At 69.8% G+C, this 18,187-nt stretch carries 17 protein-coding genes; 14 read left to right on the top strand and 3 right to left on the bottom strand.

Annotation, left to right across the window (positions count from 1 at the left end):
• Positions 1-71 precede the first annotated feature (71 nt).
• On the top strand, positions 72-755 hold the full coding sequence (locus tag AC1RAD_RS28580) for a hypothetical protein (RefSeq protein ID WP_369644166.1): 684 nt from the start codon (positions 72-74) through the stop codon (positions 753-755).
• 85 nt (positions 756-840) lie between these two features.
• Positions 841-1,863: a Bug family tripartite tricarboxylate transporter substrate binding protein gene (locus AC1RAD_RS28585; protein WP_062470813.1), complete on the top strand. Its 1,023-nt coding sequence runs from the start codon at positions 841-843 to the stop codon at positions 1,861-1,863.
• A gap of 21 nt (positions 1,864-1,884) precedes the next feature.
• Here AC1RAD_RS28585 and AC1RAD_RS28590 read toward each other — a convergent pair whose 3' ends face one another.
• Entirely contained in the window at positions 1,885-2,790 is a 906-nt protein-coding gene (locus tag AC1RAD_RS28590) for a LysR family transcriptional regulator (RefSeq protein WP_492738558.1), read from the bottom strand.
• A 187-nt stretch (positions 2,791-2,977) separates the two neighbouring features.
• Between AC1RAD_RS28590 and AC1RAD_RS28595 the strand changes: the two genes are divergently transcribed.
• Together AC1RAD_RS28595 and AC1RAD_RS28600 are read left to right on the top strand one after the other, a co-directional pair.
• Positions 2,978-3,994 carry a Bug family tripartite tricarboxylate transporter substrate binding protein gene (locus tag AC1RAD_RS28595; protein ID WP_492738467.1) on the top strand — a complete coding sequence of 339 codons (1,017 nt, stop codon included), beginning with the start codon at positions 2,978-2,980 and terminating at the stop codon, positions 3,992-3,994.
• Positions 3,995-4,015: 21 nt separating this feature from the next.
• Entirely contained in the window at positions 4,016-5,557 is a 1,542-nt protein-coding gene (locus AC1RAD_RS28600) for an amidase (RefSeq protein WP_492738469.1), read from the top strand.
• Positions 5,558-5,570: 13 nt separating this feature from the next.
• On the opposite strand, the gene AC1RAD_RS28605 is transcribed toward AC1RAD_RS28600, so the two are convergent.
• Positions 5,571-6,917, bottom strand: a complete 1,347-nt coding sequence (locus AC1RAD_RS28605) for an aminotransferase-like domain-containing protein (RefSeq protein WP_492738471.1) — start codon at positions 6,915-6,917, stop codon at positions 5,571-5,573.
• Positions 6,918-7,041: 124 nt separating this feature from the next.
• Here AC1RAD_RS28605 and AC1RAD_RS28610 point away from each other — a divergent pair, with 124 nt between their 5' ends.
• The 3 genes from AC1RAD_RS28610 to AC1RAD_RS28620 all read left to right on the top strand — a co-directional run bounded on the left by AC1RAD_RS28610 (position 7,042) and on the right by AC1RAD_RS28620 (position 9,475).
• A complete protein-coding gene (locus AC1RAD_RS28610) occupies positions 7,042-7,671 on the top strand; it encodes a LysE family translocator (protein ID WP_492738473.1) in 630 nt (209 codons plus the stop codon).
• A 31-nt stretch (positions 7,672-7,702) separates the two neighbouring features.
• Positions 7,703-8,551: a PhzF family phenazine biosynthesis protein gene (locus tag AC1RAD_RS28615; protein WP_492738475.1), complete on the top strand. Its 849-nt coding sequence runs from the start codon at positions 7,703-7,705 to the stop codon at positions 8,549-8,551.
• 291 nt (positions 8,552-8,842) lie between these two features.
• A complete protein-coding gene (locus AC1RAD_RS28620; RefSeq protein WP_492738559.1) occupies positions 8,843-9,475 on the top strand; it encodes a TetR family transcriptional regulator C-terminal domain-containing protein in 633 nt (210 codons plus the stop codon).
• Between the two features lie 18 nt (positions 9,476-9,493).
• Here the strand turns inward: AC1RAD_RS28620 and AC1RAD_RS28625 are convergent, their stop codons facing one another.
• Positions 9,494-10,432, bottom strand: a complete 939-nt coding sequence (locus tag AC1RAD_RS28625) for a LysR family transcriptional regulator (protein WP_159275093.1) — start codon at positions 10,430-10,432, stop codon at positions 9,494-9,496.
• A 111-nt stretch (positions 10,433-10,543) separates the two neighbouring features.
• On the opposite strand from AC1RAD_RS28625, the gene AC1RAD_RS28630 reads away from it, so the two are divergent.
• The 7 genes from AC1RAD_RS28630 to AC1RAD_RS28660 all read left to right on the top strand — a co-directional run bounded on the left by AC1RAD_RS28630 (position 10,544) and on the right by AC1RAD_RS28660 (position 18,177).
• Positions 10,544-11,761 carry an MFS transporter gene (locus tag AC1RAD_RS28630; RefSeq protein WP_492738477.1) on the top strand — a complete coding sequence of 406 codons (1,218 nt, stop codon included), beginning with the start codon at positions 10,544-10,546 and terminating at the stop codon, positions 11,759-11,761.
• Between the two features lie 178 nt (positions 11,762-11,939).
• Entirely contained in the window at positions 11,940-13,208 is a 1,269-nt protein-coding gene (locus tag AC1RAD_RS28635; RefSeq protein WP_492738479.1) for an amidohydrolase family protein, read from the top strand.
• 19 nt (positions 13,209-13,227) lie between these two features.
• Positions 13,228-14,091: a creatininase family protein gene (locus AC1RAD_RS28640; RefSeq protein WP_492738481.1), complete on the top strand. Its 864-nt coding sequence runs from the start codon at positions 13,228-13,230 to the stop codon at positions 14,089-14,091.
• A gap of 61 nt (positions 14,092-14,152) precedes the next feature.
• Positions 14,153-15,139, top strand: a complete 987-nt coding sequence (locus AC1RAD_RS28645; RefSeq protein WP_095744428.1) for an ABC transporter substrate-binding protein — start codon at positions 14,153-14,155, stop codon at positions 15,137-15,139.
• Positions 15,140-15,152: 13 nt separating this feature from the next.
• Positions 15,153-15,983 (top strand): ABC transporter ATP-binding protein, encoded by an 831-nt coding sequence (locus tag AC1RAD_RS28650; RefSeq protein WP_492738483.1) that lies wholly within the window; start codon positions 15,153-15,155, stop codon positions 15,981-15,983.
• Positions 15,980-16,798 (top strand): ABC transporter permease, encoded by an 819-nt coding sequence (locus tag AC1RAD_RS28655; RefSeq protein ID WP_492738485.1) that lies wholly within the window; start codon positions 15,980-15,982, stop codon positions 16,796-16,798. The genes AC1RAD_RS28650 and AC1RAD_RS28655 overlap by 4 nt, the downstream gene beginning before the upstream one ends.
• 8 nt (positions 16,799-16,806) lie before the next feature.
• Positions 16,807-18,177 carry an FAD-binding oxidoreductase gene (locus AC1RAD_RS28660; protein WP_492738487.1) on the top strand — a complete coding sequence of 457 codons (1,371 nt, stop codon included), beginning with the start codon at positions 16,807-16,809 and terminating at the stop codon, positions 18,175-18,177.
• The last annotated feature ends 10 nt before the right edge of the window (positions 18,178-18,187 follow it).

Below are 18,187 nucleotides of genomic sequence, written 5' to 3' on the forward strand. Positions count from 1 at the left end.
TTGTCGAGGGGAACGCTGCGTGTGCGAAGCGGGTAGCCTCGCCAACTCCAACCACTCCAAGGAGACCTCGCATGCGCCATCGTTCCGTTCTGTCATGGGGTGCCGCGGCCTCGGCGGTCGCGCTCCTCGCTGCATGCGGCGCCATGTCTTCGGGCAAGGACGCCAACCCGATGAGCTTCTTCATCACGAGTGCCAATCCCGGCAAGGGCGGCGACCTCGGCGGCCTGGCCGGCGCGGACCGCCAGTGCCAGGCGCTGGCCGCGAGCGCCGGTGCGGGCGGCAAGACCTGGCGGGCCTACCTGAGCGCCGCCGAAGCGGGCGGCCAGCCGGCCGTCAACGCACGCGACCGCATCGGCGCCGGGCCGTGGCGCAACGCCAAGGGCGTGGTCGTGGCCACCAGCGTGGCCGACCTGCACAGCGCGAACGCCAAGCTCGGCAAGGACACCTCGCTGACCGAAAAGGGCGAGGTGGTCTCGGGCTTCGGCGACCCGGTCAACCGGCACGACATCCTCACCGGCTCGCGCCCCGACGGCACGCTCGCACCGGCCGCCGCCGGCAAGGACACCACCTGCGGCAACTGGACGCGCAGCGTCGACGGCTCGGCCATCGTCGGCCACCACGACAAGAAGGGCACCAACCCCGACCCGGTCGCCAACGCCTCGTGGAACGCGTCGCACGGCACGCGGGGCTGCAGCGTCGACCAGCTCAAGCAAAGCGGCAGTGCCGGCCTGATGTACTGCTTCGCCGTGAACTGAGTCCGCAGGGCAGCGCCCCGGCCCGTGCGTCGATCCACGGGCGGGCGCGCTGCGATGTGCCACAGACGACCCATCGGAGGACTTCATGATCCAAGCCACCCAGCCCCTTCGTGCAGCGCCGCGGCGCCTGCTTCTCTGCCTGGGTGCCGCGGCACTCGGCCTGGGCGCCTTCGGGGCAAGCCCCGCGTGGGCGCAGACGGCCTGGCCCAGCAAATCGGTCACGCTGCTGATCGGCTTTCCACCCGGCGGGCAGACCGACTTCGCCGGCCGCGTGTTGACGAACGGCATGCAGGGCGCGCTCGGCCAGCCCGTGGTCATCGACAACAAGGCCGGCGTGAACGGCAACATCGCGTCCGTCGAACTGATGAAGGCACCGCCAGACGGCCACAAGCTGCTGGTAGGCAACGGCTCGATGACGATCATGCCGCACGTGTACACCAAGCTCGGCATCGTCGATCCGCAAAAGATGACACCCATCGGCATCATGCTGCAGTCGCCGCTGGTGCTGGTGGTGCCCGCCACGTCGCCGATCAAGACCTACGCGCAGTTCGCCGAAGAGGTGAAGTCGCGCGCCAAGAGCGGCAAGGGCATCGACTACGGAACGGGGGGCGCAGGCTCGCTGATCCACGTCACCATGGAACTGCTGCGCGAGCGCCTGGGCAACCCGGCGATGAACCATGTGCCCTACAAGGGCAGCAGCCCGGCGATGGTCGACCTGATGGCCGGCCGCCTCGACGCCATGTTCGACGCCACCTCCGTCGTCGCGCCGTTCGTGAAGTCGGGCCAGCTGCGGCCCCTGCTGGTGACCAGCGACAAGCGTTCGCCGATGCTGCCGAACGTGCCCACCGCCGCGGAAAGCGGCATCAAGGACTTCAGCATCATCTCCTTCATCGGCCTGTACGGGCCGCCCGGGTTGAGCCCCGAGGTCGTGAAGAAGGCCAACAGCGCGATGAACGCGGCACTGAAGGAGCCGACCGTCGTCAAGAGCATCGTCGATCGCGGGGACGAGCCCGGTGGCGGCTCGCCCGAGCAGCTCGGCGCGATGACCCGCGACCAGTACAAGATGTGGGGCGCCGTCGTGAAGGCGAACAACATCACGGCCGACTGAGCTTCGGCCCCGCGCCTCGCATCAGGCGCTGAGCACTTCGCGCAAGTGCTCGACGAAAGCGCGCGCCGCATCGGGCAGGCGCCGCCCCGCCATGCTCTGCACCTCGAAATGCCGCTCGTTCATCTCGCGGTCGCGCAAGGTACGCGCCACGATCGTGCCGTTCTCGAGCTGCTGGCGCAGCGCGAGCTCGCCGCAGAAGGTCACGGCCTGGCCGTGTGCCGCGTAGTGCACCAGCGGGTAGAGGTGGTCGCTCGTCAATGCCGCCTCGAGCGGCAGGCGCTGGCGGGCGCAGCTGATGTTGAGCAGCTGGCGCAGCGTCGACGTGGGCGCCGGCAGCGCGAGCGGGTAGTGGACCACCTGCGCCAGCGACACCTGCCGCCGCTCGGCCAGCGGATGCGAAGGCGCCATGACCGCGCACACGGGCGAGGGATGCCGGATCTCGACGTCCAGGCCGTGCTCCGAGCCCAGGCTCACCGTCACGCCGAGGTCGACCAGGCCTTCGCGCACGCGGCGCGCCACCTCGCGCTGCACGCACATGTCGAGCGAGAAGCGGATGCCGGGACAGCGCGCCTGGAACGCAGCCACCAGGGCCGGCAGGAATTCGTAGGCGAAGCCCTCGGTCGCGGCCACGCGCACCTCGCCCTTGCGCAGGCCGCGCAGCGCGAGGATGTCGTCGGTCACGCGCTCGATGTCGAGCCAGGCCCGGCGCGCGTGCGCCGCCAGCAGCTCGCCGGCTGAATTGAGCGCCATGCCGCGGGCGCGGCGCTCGAACAGGAGGGTGTCGAGCTCGCGCTCGATCCGGCCGATCTGGCGGCTCACGGCCGACGGCGCCACGTTCAGCCGCACGGCCGCCTCGGTGACCGAGCCGACGCGCGCCACCTCCAGGAAGTAGCGCATCGACTCCTCCTGGAGCACGCGCTGGTTGATCGGGCGTTCGGTGCGCGCCCCGGTGCGGGCGGGAGCTGGAGGCTTGGAAGTGGGAGATTTCATCGGCGTGGTCTGCGTTGCGCCAGCAGCAACGCAACCTTCCAATCATTGTGCTTGCTACACCGCAGGGCGTGCCCCAGCATTTCCCCTCCCCCTCTTCTCTTCGCTCTACGGAAGGACCCTGTCAATGAACGCTCCCCGTTCGCAAGCGCCGCAGCGGCGCTGGTGCTGTGCCGTCCTCGCGGGCCTGGCCGCCTGCCTCGGCATGGCCGGGCCCGCGCTGGCACAGGCGCAGGCGCAATTGGCCTACCCGACGCGCCCCGTCACGCTGGTGGTTCCGTACCCGCCCGGCGGCAGTGCGGACACGGTGGGACGCCTGGTCGGCCAGCGCCTGTCGGAGGAACTGGGGCAGCCGGTGCTCATCGACAACCGCCCCGGTGCCGGCACGGCGGTCGGCGCCGCGTTCGTGGCCAAGGCATCGCCCGACGGCTACACGCTGCTGCTCGGATCGGGCTCGACCCTCACCATGAACCCGGCCATCCGCCCGAACCTGCCCTACGACGCCCTGGGCAGCTTCGAGCCGGTCGCGATCGTCGCGCGCATTCCGCTGATCCTGCTGGCCAACAAGAACGTGCCCATCGGCAACGTCAAGGAGTTCGCCAACGCGATGCGCGCAGCGCCCGACAAGTACTCGTACGCGTCCTTCGGCACGGGCACGTCCTCGCACTTCACCGGCGAGATCATCCTGCAGGCGGTGGGCGCGAAGATCATGCACGTGCCCTACCGGGGCAGCGCGCCGGCCATGACGGACCTGATCGGCGGCCAGGTGCCGTTCTCGGTGGACACCGTCACCGCCGCCATTCCGCAGCTCAAGGGCGGCAAGGTCAAGGCGATCGCCGTGACCACCCGGCAGCGCTCCTCGCAGCTGCCGCAGGTCCCGACCTTCGCCGAGGCGGGCTACCCCGAGGTCGATGCCGACACCTGGATCATGGTCGTGGCGCCGAAGGGCACCCCCGCCCCGGTGCGCGAGCGGCTGGAGAAGACACTCGCCAAGATCGTCGCCACGCCCCAGGCCCAGGCGGCTCTGCAGGCCCAGGGCGCGGAGCCGGCCTTCGCCGGCGCCGCCGCCTCGCTCGCGCAGATCGAACGCGAACTTCCACTCATGCGCGCCGTCGCCCGGCGCGCCAACATCCAGGCCGACTGAGTGCGGCACATTCCGAGAGCCATGACCCAACCTTCTTCTTCCTCCGATCTCGTCGAACTCTCCGCCGTGGAGCTGCGACGGCTGATCGGCACGCGCGCCCTCTCGCCGGTCGAACTGCTCGAAGCCTGCATCGCGCGCATCGAGCAGCTCAACCCCTTCGTCAACGCCGTGACTGCCACCTGCTACGAGCGCGCCCGCGCCGAGGCCCGCGCCGCGGAGCGGGCCGTGAAGAGCGGCGAGCCGCTGGGCCTGCTGCACGGCCTGCCGCTGGGCGTGAAGGACCTCGAGCCGACGGCGGGCCTGCTGTCCACCATGGGAACCCCCGCCTTGCGCAACCATGTGCCATCGAACGACATCGAGCTGGTGCGCCGCCTGCGTGCCGCCGGCGCGATCGTGGTGGGCAAGACCAACGTGCCCGAGATGGGCGCCGGCGCCAACAGCCGCAATCCGGTCTGGGGGGCCACGGGCAATCCCTTCGACCCCAACCTCAATGCCGGCGGCTCTTCGGGCGGTTCCGCCGCGGCCCTGGCGCTGGACATGCTGCCGGTGTGCACCGGCTCCGACACCGGCGGCTCGCTGCGCATCCCGGCCGCCAAGTGCGGCGTGGTGGGCCTGCGGCCGTCGCCGGGCATCGTGCCCAGCGTGCGCAAGAGCCTGGGCTGGTCGCCGATCTCGGTGGTCGGTCCGATGGGCCGCGATGTGGCCGACGCCTGCCTCCAGCTCGCAGCCACGGCGGGCCCGCATCCGGGCGATCCCTTGAGCTATCCGCTGGAGGCGTCGGCCTTTGCGCGGCCGGCGCCGCTGGACCTGTCGCGCCTGCGCGTGGCATGGACCACCGACTTCGGCCTGTGCGATGTCGACCCGTCGATCCGCCGGACGATGCACGATCGCATGGCCGCCATGCGCGGGCTCTTTGCGGCCTGCGACGAGGTGCGCTTCGACCTGGGCGAAGTGCACCGTTGCTTCGACGTGCTGCGCGCGGAGGCCTTCGTCGCCGGCATGCGCGAAACCTACGAACGCGCCCCCGAGAGCCTGGGCCCGAACCCGCGCAGCAACTACGAGATGGGCGCGCGCATGAGCCTGCCCGACGCGGCCTGGGCGCAGACGGAACAGACGCGCATCCTCCAGCGCTTCCAGAAGGTGTTCGAGAACTACGACCTGGTGCTCTCGCCCACGACACCGGTGTCGCCCTTTGCCTGGACGCAGTCGCATGCGCTGCAGATCGACGGTCGCCCGCAGGAGAACTACTACCGCTGGCTCGCACTGACCTACGTGGTGACGCTGACCACGCACCCTGCGATCAGCCTGCCGTGCGGCACCGACGAGCGCGGCATGCCCTTCGGCCTGCAGGTGGTGGGGCGCTTTCGCGGCGACCTCGCGCTGCTGTCGGCCGCGCAGGCGATGGAACAGGCCTTCGCGCCCGACCCGCGGCTGCGCCGGCCACGGCCCGATCTCGCACGCCTTCGCAAGGCCGAGCCGGCCCTCGACTCGATCGTGACCGCGCCGCCCGACGACCGGCACGCCAGCGTGCCCACCGACGGCGCCCCGGCACCGGTGGTCTGAGGTCCGCGCCGCGTCAGGCGCTTCGCTTCAGCAAGGTGGCCAGAAGCGCCAGGGCCCCGGTCAGCTCGTCGAAGCCGGGGCCGCCCAGGCAGATCCGCAGGCCGCTCGCCTTGTCCTTCGGGTTCGCCATCAGGGTCTGCGGCGGGGTGAGCTTCACGCCGGCTTGCGCCGCCGCGGCCACGACACCTTCGGCGGCATCGCGTCGCATCGGCAGCCAGACGTTGTAGGCATCGGGATGCCAGACCAGCTCGCCGGCAGCGAGCAGCGAGACGGCCAGCCTGGAACGCCGCCGGGCCTCGTGGCGCAGATCGCGCTGGACCGAGGCGACCACGCCGGTGGCCAGCCATTCGTCGACCACCGCGCAGGAGAACGCCGACGGCGCCATGGGCACATCCTGCAGAAGTTCCTGCGCCGGGCCGCACAGCTCGGGCGGCAGTGCCAGCACGCCGACCTGCAACCCCGGCCCGAGCGACTTGGAGAGCCCGTTCACATGCAACGCGATGTCGGGCGCCAAGGTGGCCAGTTGGGGCAAGCCGTCGGAGGCCGCTGCGTACACGCCGTCTTCGATGATCCAGGCACCCGCGCGGCGGCACACCGCCACGATGGCGCGCCGTCGCTTCGCGCTCATCGTGGCCGTCGTCGGGTTGTGCAGCGTCGGGGTGAGGTAGACCGCCGTGCCACCGGCGGGCGCCACGCCGTCGAGCGCCTGTGCGAGCGCCTGCGGCACCATCCCTTCCGCGTCCATCTCGACACCCTGGATGCGACACCCCTTGCGCCGGGCCAGCGCGAGGGCGCCGGGGTAGGTGATCCGTTCGGTCAGCAGCACGCCTTGCCGCCCGCACACCAGATCGAAGGCCAGCGACAGCGCCTGGCGTGCGCTGCTGGTCAGGACCAGCTGCGACGGATCGACGGCCAGGCCGATCGTTTCGAGCCAGCGGGCGAGAACGCGGCGATGTTCCAAGTGTCCGCCGGGTGGCGCGTACAGGTTGAAGTGATCCGCGTCGATCTTGCGCGCGATGCCCGTCAGCGTGCGCGCCAGCACGCGCGCACCGAGCGCGGCCGGCGGCGCGTTCGACGACAGATCGATCTGCCGGTCGCCGTGCGCCTGGTGGATCGCCACGAAGGTTCCCCTGCCCTTGACGCTGCGCGTGAGGCCCCTGCGCTCCAGGAGGGCATAGGCCTTCGTCACGGTGCCCAGGCCGATCTGCAGCGTCTTCGCCAGGTCCCGATGGGCAGGCAGGCGATCGCCGCCTGCGAGCCGCCCCTCGACGATGTCGTCGGCCAGGGCCAGCACCACGCGCTCGGTGGCGTTCGTGCCGTTGCTGGCCAGACGGGGCGTCCAGGAGGATCGAAGGAGCACGTGCGCGGCCTCGCAAATAAAAGTGTCACGTGACACTTTTTGAATATTCCAATAGTGTAACTTTCACTTCTCGGCCTCCGGAAGGCAGGCCGCCGAAGACATCTCTTGGTTTTGGAGCACCCGCATGGCCGTCAGCCAGATCGCACTCGTCTACGGGACGTACCTCATCGCCACTGCCAGTCCGGGGCCGAGCAACATGGCCATCATGGGCACCGCGATGCGTGACGGCCGTCGCCCCGCGCTCGCGCTTGCGGCCGGCGTTGTCACGGGCTCGCTTTTCTGGGCGATCCTGGCGGCGACCGGCGTTTCCGCGGTCCTGACCGCGTATGTGCAGGCGCTCGTCGTGCTCAAGATCGTTGGCGGCCTCTACCTGCTGTACCTGGCTTTTCGCGCGGGCCGGTCCGCCATGCGACCTGGCGCCGACGCGGTGAACGGCAGCGCGGAACGCGGTGCATTGCGCTACCGCACCCTCTACCGCCAGGGCGTGCTCATGCACATCGGCAACCCGAAGGCGATCATGTCGTGGATCGCGATCATCTCGCTCGGCGTGCGCCAGGACACGCCCGCTGGCGGGTTGCCGGCGATCGTGGGCGGTTGCGTGCTTCTCGGCATCATGGTGTTCGGCGGCTACGCGATCGTCTTTTCCACCGCATCGATGATTGCGCTGTATGCGCGGTTGCGACGCTGGATCGAAGGCGTGCTCTCGGCGGTGTTCGCGGCCGCGGGGCTGAAGCTGCTGGTCTCGCAGAACTGAATCCAATGAATCCCAGCGAAAGACCACGCTCATGAGCATCACCGTCCACATGGTCGACGTCTTCGGCGCCGGCCCGCTCTCGGGCAATCCGCTGGCGGTCGTCACCGGCGCCGACGCCCTCGCCACGCATGACATGCAGCAGCTGACGCGCTGGTTCAACCTCTCGGAAACCGCGTTTGTCTTCGCACCCACGCACCCGGAGGCGGACTACCGCGTGAGGATCTTCACCCTCGACCGGGAGATGCCCTTTGCAGGGCACCCCACGCTCGGCAGCTGCCACGCCTGGCTGTCAGGCCCGGGCGCGCCCCGGCAACAAGCCACGGTGATCACGCAGGAGTGCGGCGCAGGGCTGGTCCAGATTCGGCGCGACCAGGGACGGCTTGCGTTCGCCGCGCCACCGCTGATCCGCTCGGGCGCGCCGACCCCGGCCGAACTCGACGATGCACGGCGGCTGCTGGGCATCGAAGCCAACGACATCCAGGACGCCGCCTGGATCGACAACGGCCCCGGCTGGCTGGGAATCCGGTTGGCGTCGGCCGACAAGGTGCTGTCTCTGGAGCCGGCCCGCCGCTGGCCCACCCGCATCGACGTCGGCGTGGTCGGCCCTCATGCCGAGGGTGGCGATGCGGCCTTCGAAGTGCGCGCCTTCTTCACCGACCATCTGGGCGCCATCGTCGAAGACCCCGTCACGGGAAGCCTCAATGCCTCGCTCGCGCAGTGGCTCTTCGCCACGGGCGTGGCACGCGACGACTACGTCGCCGCACAGGGGACACGCCTGGGCCGGCAGGGCCGCATCCACCTGACCCGCGACGACGCCGGCCAGGTCTGGGTCGGCGGCGACACGCGCACGCACGTCAAGGGCGAACTGGACGGCCTCTGATCCGTTCACGCAACGCCTGCACAGACTTCACTCTGACTTCACCTGCGTTGCGCACACTACGTTTCGACAGCGGTTCGGCGCTGGTAGAGGCAAGGGGAAGAAAAAAGTAGCTCAGGGAAACGCCTCGATGCCGACCGCTGTCACCTTTCATCGCCCATCGAGAAGGGCGCAGGCGCACTCATCGCAAGAAAGGGCCACGGGCCAAGGATTACCATCGGCCGGGCGCACGCCGCGCCTCCCACGCCCATGACCGTCGTCACCGCCCCTGTGCCCCCTGCCATCGCCCAAGAAATGCCCGCACCCGACGGCCCGCTGTCGCGCGCGAGGCCGGGGCGCGAACGCATCATGGCGGCCATCCGCACGGCGGCCGTGACCGAATTCAGCCTGCACGGCCTGAAGGGCACCTCCACCCAAGCCATCGCCGCGCGCGCCGGCCTCACCAAGCCCCAGCTGCACTACTACATCGCCGGCAAGGAAGAGCTCTACGAAGAGCTGCTGATGCAGGTGCTGCATGCCTGGAAGGTGGTGTTCTCGTTCGAGGACGCCAGCGACCCGACCACGGTGCTGGGCGACTACATCCGCAAGAAGCTCGACCACGCCTTCGACAACCCGGAGATCTCGCGCATCTTCACGCGCGAGGTGCTCGACGGCGGACGCAACCTCGACCGCTACTGGCCCAACGCGCAGGCGTGGACGCAGAAGAAGGTCGACATCATCAACGGCTGGATCGCGCGCGGGCAGATGCGCCCGCTCGATGCGCGCCTGCTGCTGATGCACATCTGGGCCATGACCCAGAGCTACGCCGACTACGCGATCCAGACGCGCGTGATGCTCGGCCTGCCGCCCGAAGCGCCGATCGACCGCGAACCGATCGCGCGGGAACTGGTGGCGTTCGTCCTGGGCGGCTGCGGCATCAAGGCCTGAACTCCGCGCCGCCCTCGCTCAGCCCACGCGCGCCTCCCAGACCTGGCCCGTCGGGTCGGCCAATGCAAGCCGCATCATCTCGATGAAGCGGCGCAGGCGCGCCGGCTGGAAGCGCGCGTGCGGGTAGGTCAGGTAGACGGGCAGCGGCGCCACATGCCATTGCGGCACGAGCTGCACCAGCCGTCCGGCGGCGATGTCCTCGTTCAGCAGCCAGGCCGAACCCAGGCAGGCGCCCAGTCCCATGCGCGCCGCGCTTTGCAGCGCATAGAGGCTGTCGGTGCTCATGCGTGGACGGATCGGCACGCGCGCGATCTCGCCGGTCGGCCGGTGCGTGAGCAGCACCTCGTTGCGATAGAAGGTGCGCAGCGCGAGCCACGGCAGCTCGGCCAGTTCCGCCGCGTGCGCGGGCGGTGAGCGGCCCTCCAGCAGCGAGGGCGCGGCGACCACCACGCGCGGGACCTCCGAGACCTTGACCGCCACGGCCATGGCGTCGGTCATCTCGCCGACCTGGATCGCGCAGTCGACGCCTTCGGCGATGAAGTCGGGCCGGCGGTCGTTCAGCAGCCATTCGACGGACACGCGCGGATAGGCGCGCAGGTACTCGGCCAGCGGGCCGACCAGCAGCAGCTGGCCCAGCGCATGCGGCGCCACCACCCGCAGCGTGCCCTCGGGCTCGTCGCCCACGCCGCGCAGGTCGGCTTCGAAGGCGTGCCAGTCGGCGATCAGCTCGCGGGCGCGCTCGTAGCAGCGCTCGCCGTCTTCCGTGAGCTTCATGGCGTGCGTGGAGCGGCGCAGCAGCCGCACGCCCAGCGAGCGCTCCAGCGCCTGCAGGCGACGGCTCACGGTGGGCTGGGTGGCCCCCATCTGCAGCGCGGCGGCCGACAGGCTGCCGGCCTCGACGATGTGAAGAAAGGTCTGCATCAGCTCGATGCGGTCGACAGCAGGGGACGTGGACATGGCCTTATTTATACGTTTGGCGTATGGGCATTGTGCGATCCGCGGGACTACCAAGCCAAGCCCCCAGCGGGCACATTCCAACCCTTGCTTCGATAATCGAGGGTTAACACCATGTCTTCCATTCAAACCACGCATGCACCGGCCTCAGCGCCGGAGCACGGCCTGCCGGCCTCGCTGATCCTGCTGCTGGCCGCCGGCGCGGGCCTGTCGGTGGCGTCGCTCTACTACGCCCAGCCGATGCTCGGGGTGCTGGGCGCCGACATCGGCGCCTCCACCCGTGCGGTGGGCTTCATTCCCACGCTCACGCAACTGGGCTATGCGCTGGGCATCCTGCTGCTGGCGCCGCTGGGCGACCGCTTCGACCGGCGCCGCATCGTGCTGATCAAGGCAGGGGCGCTGTGCGCCGCACTGCTGGTGGCCGGCGCGGCACCGTCAATCGGCGTGCTGCTCGCGGCCAGCCTCGCGATCGGACTGGCGGCCACGATGGCGCAGGACCTCGTGCCCGCCGCCGCCACGCTGGCGCCCGACGCCACGCGCGGCAAGACGGTCGGCACGGTGATGACGGGGCTGCTGCTGGGCATCCTGCTGTCGCGCGTGGTGAGTGGCTTCGTGGCCGAGCACTTCGGCTGGCGCGCCATGTTCATCACGGCCGCGGCCAGCATCGCGCTCATCGGCGCCGCGGCCTGGCGCGGGCTGCCGCGCTTTCGGCCGACGACGCACCTGGCCTACGGCGCCCTGCTCGGCTCGCTGGGCACGCTGTGGTCGCGCCACGGCACGCTGCGCCGCGCGGCGCTGGCCCAGGCGCTGCTGGCCGTGGGATTCAGCGCCTTCTGGTCGACGCTGGCCGTGATGCTGCACGGCGCGCCCTTCCATCTGGGCAGCGCGGCCGCAGGCGCCTTCGGCCTGGCCGGCGCGGCGGGCGCGCTGGCGGCGCCGCTGGCCGGGCGGCTGGCCGACCGGCGCGGACCGGAACTGGTGACGCGCCTGGGCGCGGGGCTGGCGCTGGTGTCGTTCGCAGCCATGGGGCTGGCACCGCTGATGACGCCGCATGCGCAGCTGTGGCTGCTGGCACTCGCAGCGATCGGCTTCGACCTGGGCATGCAGGCGGCGCTGATCGCCCACCAGACGATCGTCTACGGCATTGAGCCCGGTGCGCGCAGCCGACTCAACGCCGTGCTGTTCACCAGCATGTTCATCGGCATGGCGACCGGCTCGGCGCTGGGCGCGCTGGTGCTCGCTTCTTGGGGCTGGGCCGGCGTGACGGCGCTGGCGACCGCCACGGCCGCCGCCGCGCTGGCGGTGCGGCTCTGGCCGCGCCAGGCAACGTAGTCGCATCAGTCGCGGGCTGACGCCCGCCTCCCCAGTCCGGTGCACCCGGACTGGCACGTCGCTTGCATAACCTGACCAGTTGCTCTGATTGATTGGTCAAATTCATGCACGTCCGCGTTGCCTGCCGTCTGTCGATGGAAACCAGCGCCCCCGCAAGCCCGGAGGAGGCGCGTTTCGCATGAACACGCCCACGCTGCTGGACAACGCACGGCTGCCGCGCTGGCTGCTGCCCGCCGACTGGCCGCAGCGCCGCGGGGTACCCGAACTCGCACGCATCGGCATCGAAGCCGGCCGCGTCCGGTCGGTGCAGCCCGCGAGGGACATCACGCCGGGGTCCGGCTGGGACCTCGCCGGCACGCTCGCCCTCCCCGCCTTCGTCGACGCGCACACGCACCTGGACAAGGCATTCACGCTGGCGCGCATGCAAAAGGTGCAGCCCGGCCTGCTCGGCGCGATCGACGCGATGCTGGCCGACCGCGTGCACTGGACGCCCGCCGACGTGCGCGAGCGCGCATCGCGCGGCCTGCAGTGGGCCTGGGCATGCGGCACCGCCCATGTGCGCACGCACGTCGACTGGTGGGAGCCCGACGCGCTGCCCATCGCCTGGCCCGTCATGGCCGAGCTGGCGCAGGAATGGGCCGGCCGGGTGCGGCTGGAGCAGGTCGCCCTCATCAAGCTGCCCCTGTTCGAAGACGCGTCGCAGGCGCTGCGCCTGGCGCGGCAGGTGAAGGCCACCGGACCGCACGCGCTGCTCGGCGGCTTCGTGCACTCCACCAATTGGAGCGAGAACGCGCTGCGCAACCTGCTGTTGGCGGCGCAGGCCTGCGAGCTCGACATCGACCTGCACGTGGACGAGGAACTCGACGCCTCGGCCGTGGGCCTGCAAACCACCGCGCGCCTGCTGCGCGAGATCGGCTACGAAGGCCGCGTGGTCTGCGGGCACCTCTGCGCGCTGGCGGTGCAGCCCGAGGCGCAGGCCTTCGCCACGCTGGACGCCGTGGCACGCGCGCCGATCACCGTGGTGTCGCTGCCCGCCACCAACCTGCTGCTGCAGGACGCCGTCACCGGGCGCACGCCGCGCCAGCGCGGCATCACGCTGGTCAAGGAAGCGCATGCGCGCGGCATTCCGCTGCTGTTCGCGAGCGACAACGTGCAAGACCCGTTCTGCCGCCTCGGCAGCTTCGACCCCGTCGAGGCGCTGGGCACGGCCGCGCTGGTCGCGCAGCTCGACGAGCCCTTCGACACCTGGTCGCAGGCGCTGTGCCGCAGCGACTGGCTTGGACGCACGCCCGCCACGACGGCGCCCACGCTGGTCGGCGCGAAAGCCGACCTGGTGCTGTTCACGCAGGCAGACCGCCACGGCTGGCCCTCGCGCAGCGCCACCCGCGTGGTGCTGCGCGACGGCCGCGTGACGCACGGCGACGCATCGCCTTTCTTCCCTGAATAAAGAACAAGCAAGGACCCCCATGCTCCACGGCTACATCCCGCCCCACCGCTTCCTGCCCTACCTGAGCTGGACCGAAATCGCCGCCCTGCCCGACCGCGAGAACACCGTCATCGTGCTGCCGTGCGGCGCGATCGAGCAGCACGGCCCGCACCTGCCGTGCTCGGTCGACAGCGTGATCGCCTCGGGCGTGATGGGCAAGGCGCTCGAGAAGCTGCCGGCCGAGGTGCGCGCCTTTGCTCTGCCGCCGATCACCTACGGCAAGTCGGAAGAGCACCTGCACTTTCCCGGCACGGTGACGCTCACAGGCACCACGCTGCTGTCGACCATGATCGAGATCGGCGAGTCGGTGTATCGCTCGGGCTTTCGCAAGCTGCTGTTCGCCAACGGACACGGCGGCCAGCCGCAGGTGCTGGAGATGGCGGCGCGCGAACTGCGCCTGCGCCACGGCGACTTCGTGATCGTGCCGCACGGCGTGTCGCGCCTGCCCAGCGCGGCGAGCCGGCAGGTGAGCGAGCAGGAGAAGAAGCTCGCGATGCACGCGGGCCATTCCGAAACCGCGCTGATGCTCGCGCTGTCGCCCGACACCGTGCACATGGAACGCGCGGTGGCCAACTTTCCGCCGCCCTTCCCGATCAAGCTGCTGTCGGCCGACGGCCGCCCGGCCTGCGCCTGGACCGCGCGCGACTTCGGCCCCAGCGGCGTGATCGGCGACCCGACCAGCGCCACGCGCGAACAGGGCCTCGAAATCCTGGACACGCTCTCGGACAGCTGGGCCCAGGCGCTGACCGAGCTTCATGCGCTGCGCTGGGTCGTGCGCGAGGAAGCCACCTGGGAGCGCGGCCACCAGCAGGGCTTCATCCAGCAGTCGTTCGTGCCGGCCTGAGGCGCGCTCCTTGCAACGGCTTCACTCTTCTTTTTCATCCCGCCTTCGAGAGGTCCCCACCATGCGTTCCTTCGCTCTTTCCCTGGCCGGCGCCGCCGCGCTCTCGCTCCTCACGGCCGTCGCACCCGCCCAGGCCCAGGACAAGTTCACCTACATGACCAACTGGTATGCGCAGGCCGAGCACGGCGGCTTCTACCAGGCGGTGGCGCAGGGCATCTACAAGAAGCACGGCCTGGACGTGACGATCCGCATGGGCGGCCCGCAGGTCAACATCACGCAGATGATGGCGGCCGGCCAGGCCGACTGCATCATGGGATCGAGCGACATCCAGATGATGCAGGTGCGCGAAGGCGGCGTGCCCGTGGTCAACGTGGCGGCCTTCTTCCAGAAGGACCCGCAGGTGCTGATCGCGCACGACGACGTCAAGAAGTTCGAGGACCTCAAGGGCAAGACGCTCCTGATCGGCGCGCAGGCCAACCGCGGCTACTGGCCATGGCTCAAGGCCCGCTTCGGCCTGAAGGACGAACAGACGCGCCCCTACACCTTCAACATCCAGCCCTTCGTGGCCGACCCGAACACCGCGCAGCAGGGCTACCTGACCTCCGAGCCCTACGCCATCCAGAAGGCCGGCGTGAAGAGCACGGTGCTGATGTTCAGCGACCACGGCTACCCCTCCTACGCGGTCACCGTGTCGTGCATGGACAAGACGGTGAAGGAGCGCAGCAAGCAGGTCGCGGCCTTCGTGAAGGCCTCGGCCGAAGGCTGGAAGAGCTACTTGGCCGACCCGGCACCGGCCAACGCGCTGATCAAGAAGGACAACCCCAACATGACCGACGACCAGCTCGCCTACAGCGTGGCCAAGCTCAAGGAGATGGGCATGGTCACCGGCGGCGATGCGGCCAAGCTGGGCATCGGCGTGATCACCGATGCGCGCGCCAAAGCGAGCTACGACTTTCTCGTGGCCTCCAAGCTGCTCGATCCGGCCAAGGTCGACTTGGCCAAAACCTACACGACCGAGTTCGTGAAGGACGCCAAGGTCTTGCCCTGAACCTCGCCGCGCCATGAACCGCATCGAACCCCACACCCTCGCGCCGCCGGTGGCGCCCGCCGTGCCCGCCGTCGAGATCCTCTCGGCCGAGAAGACCTACCCCAACGGCACGCAGGCGCTGCTGCCGGTGGACCTGTCGATCGCCGAAGGCGAGTTCGTCACGTTGCTCGGCCCCTCGGGCTGCGGCAAGAGCACGCTGCTGAAGATGGTGGCGGGCATGCTGGAGCCCAGCGACGGGCGCCTGCTGGTGTGGCGCAAGCCCGTGGCGCAATTGCACGACTGCCCGCACAAGATGTCGTTCGTGTTCCAGTCGCCCACGCTGATGCCCTGGGCCAGCGTGCAGACCAATGTGCGGCTGCCGCTGGATCTGGCCGGCGTGCCGCGCAAGGAGGCCGATGCGCGGGTGACGGAATCGCTCGCGCTCGTGGGGCTGGAGAAGTTCGCCAGTGCGCTGCCGCGTGCGCTGTCGGGCGGCATGCAGATGCGCGTGTCGATCGCGCGCGGGCTCGTCACGCAGCCCGACCTGCTGCTGATGGACGAGCCCTTCGGCGCACTCGACGAGATCACGCGCCACAAGCTCGACGCCGACCTGCTCGAGCTGTGGCGCAAGAAGAAGCTCACGGTGATCTTCGTGACGCACTCGATCCACGAGGCGGTGTTCCTCTCGAGCCGCGTGGTGATGATGGCCGCGCGGCCGGGTCGCGTGGTCGAGCAGTTCCAGATCGACGAGCCCTACCCGCGCCAGGCCGACTTCATGGTCACGCCCGAGTTCGCGCGCTACGCGAAGCAATTGCAGGACAGCCTGCTGCGCGCGAGCACCGCCGAAGAGGAGACCGCGCCATGAAGACAGCGACAAAGCCCGCGACGCCCCTGTTGAGTCAGCCGCGCGTGCAGCGCGTGCTCTATCCGGTGCTCATCGGCGTGGTGCTGGTCGCGCTGTGGCAGTGGATGGTGGTGGCCATGGAACTGCCGCCCTACCTCGTGCCCTCGCCCTGGCTGATGGTGCAGACGCTGGTGACCGACTGGGCGCCGCTGGGCAGCGCGCTCCTGGTCACGCTGAAGATCACGGTGCTGTCTTTCGCGCTGGCCACGGTGGCGGGCGTGCTGATCTCGTTCCTGTTCGTGCAGAGCAAGCGCATCGAGACCGCGCTCTTTCCGTACGCGGTGCTGCTGCAGGTCACGCCCATCGTGGCCGTGGCACCGCTGATCATCATCTGGGTGAAGAACCCCGTGGCGGCCATGACGGTGTGCGCGGCGCTGGTGGCGCTGTTTCCGATCATCAGCAACACCACGCTGGGCCTGCGCAGCATCGACCCCGACCTGCAGAGCTACTTCAAGCTGAACCGCGCCACGCGCTGGCAGCAGCTGGTGCGCCTGCGCATTCCGAGCGCGCTGCCGTACTTCTTCGGAGGCCTTCGCATCTCCAGCGGCCTGGCGCTGATCGGCGCGGTGGTGGCGGAGTTCGTGGCCGGCACCGGCGGCTCGGGCGCGGGACTGGCCTACCAGATCCTGCAGGCGGGCTTCCAGCTGAACATTCCGCGCATGTTCGCGGCCCTGCTGCTCATCTCCCTCACCGGTGTCGCGCTCTTCGTGCTGATGGCCTGGCTCACCAAGGTGGCGCTGGGCTCGTGGCACGCGAGCGAACTTTCCCAGGACTGAAATCGACCATGAACGCTCCCGCTTCCGCCATCGAGCAACTGCTGCTCGAACTCCCCGACCTCGACTGGATCACCGACGAAGGCCGCGTCACGCGCCTCTCGCAGGACTTCTCCTGGTTCAGCCCGGTGCTCACCCGCCAGCTGAAGGACAAGCGCGCCGACGTGGTGGTGCGCCCGCGCACCGAAGAAGACATCCGCGCGGTGGTCGGCGCCTGCGCGCGCCGCGGCGTGCCCATCACGATCCGCGGCAGCGGCACCGGCAACTACGGCCAGACCACGCCGCTCGCCGGCGGCGTGGTGCTCGACATGACGGGCTACAACGCCTGCCTGTGGGTGCAGCCCGGCGTGGCGCGCGCGCAGGCCGGCATCCGCCTGGGCGAACTCGAGAAGCAGACGAAACCCACCGGCCAGGAGATGCGCTGCGTGCCCTCGACCTACCGCAGCGCGACGCTGGGCGGCCTGTTCGGTGGCGGCTTCGGCGGCGTGGGCTCGATCAACTACGGGCCGCTGGGCGCGCCCGGCAACGTGCTGGGCATTCGCGCGATGACCATCGAGGCCGAGCCGCAGGTGGTCGAGCTGCGCGGCGCCGAAGCAATGCGCATGCACCACCTGTGGGGCACCAACGGCCTCGTGCTGGAGCTGGAGATCGCACTGGCGCCCGCGCATCCGTGGCTCGAGACGCTGGTGACCTTCGACGACTTCGAGAACGCGCTGAACTTCGCGGACAAGCTCGCGCATGCACCGGGCATCGTGAAGCGCGGCGTCACCTTCTTCGCGGCGCCCATCGCCGACCACCTCGCGCAGCTGGCGGCGCACCTGCCCAAGGGCTGCCACACGGTGCTGTCGCTGGTGGCCGAGCAGAGCGAGCCGGCCATGATGCTGCTGGTGCAGGCGCACGGTGGTACCGTGGGCTACCGCAAGACGGCCGCCGAAGTACAGAAGAGCAACCGCACGCTGATGGAGTTCACCTGGAACCACACGACGCTGCACGCGCTGAAGATCGACCCGACGTTGACCTACCTGCAAAGCGGGTTCATCCCCGGCCGGCATGTCGAGCAGGTCATCGAGATGGAGAAGCTGCTGGGCGGCGAGGTCATGATGCACGTCGAGTTCCTGCGCAACGCGGCGGGGCTCCTGACCTGCAGCGGGCTGCAGCTGGTGCGCTTCAGCACCGAGGATCGCCTGAACGAGATCATCGACATCCACCGTGCGCACCAGGTGCACATCAACAACCCGCACGTGAACATCGTGGAAGACGGCAAGGCCGGCGGGCCGCTGCCGCCGGAAGTCATCGAGGTGAAGAGACGCTTCGATCCGATGGGCTTGCTGAACCCGGGCAAGCTGCGCGACTGGCCGGTGAAGGCGGCGACCGCGAACTGAGGGCGGCCTC

It is taken from the genome of Variovorax sp. GW823-FHT04B03 (assembly GCF_058796495.1).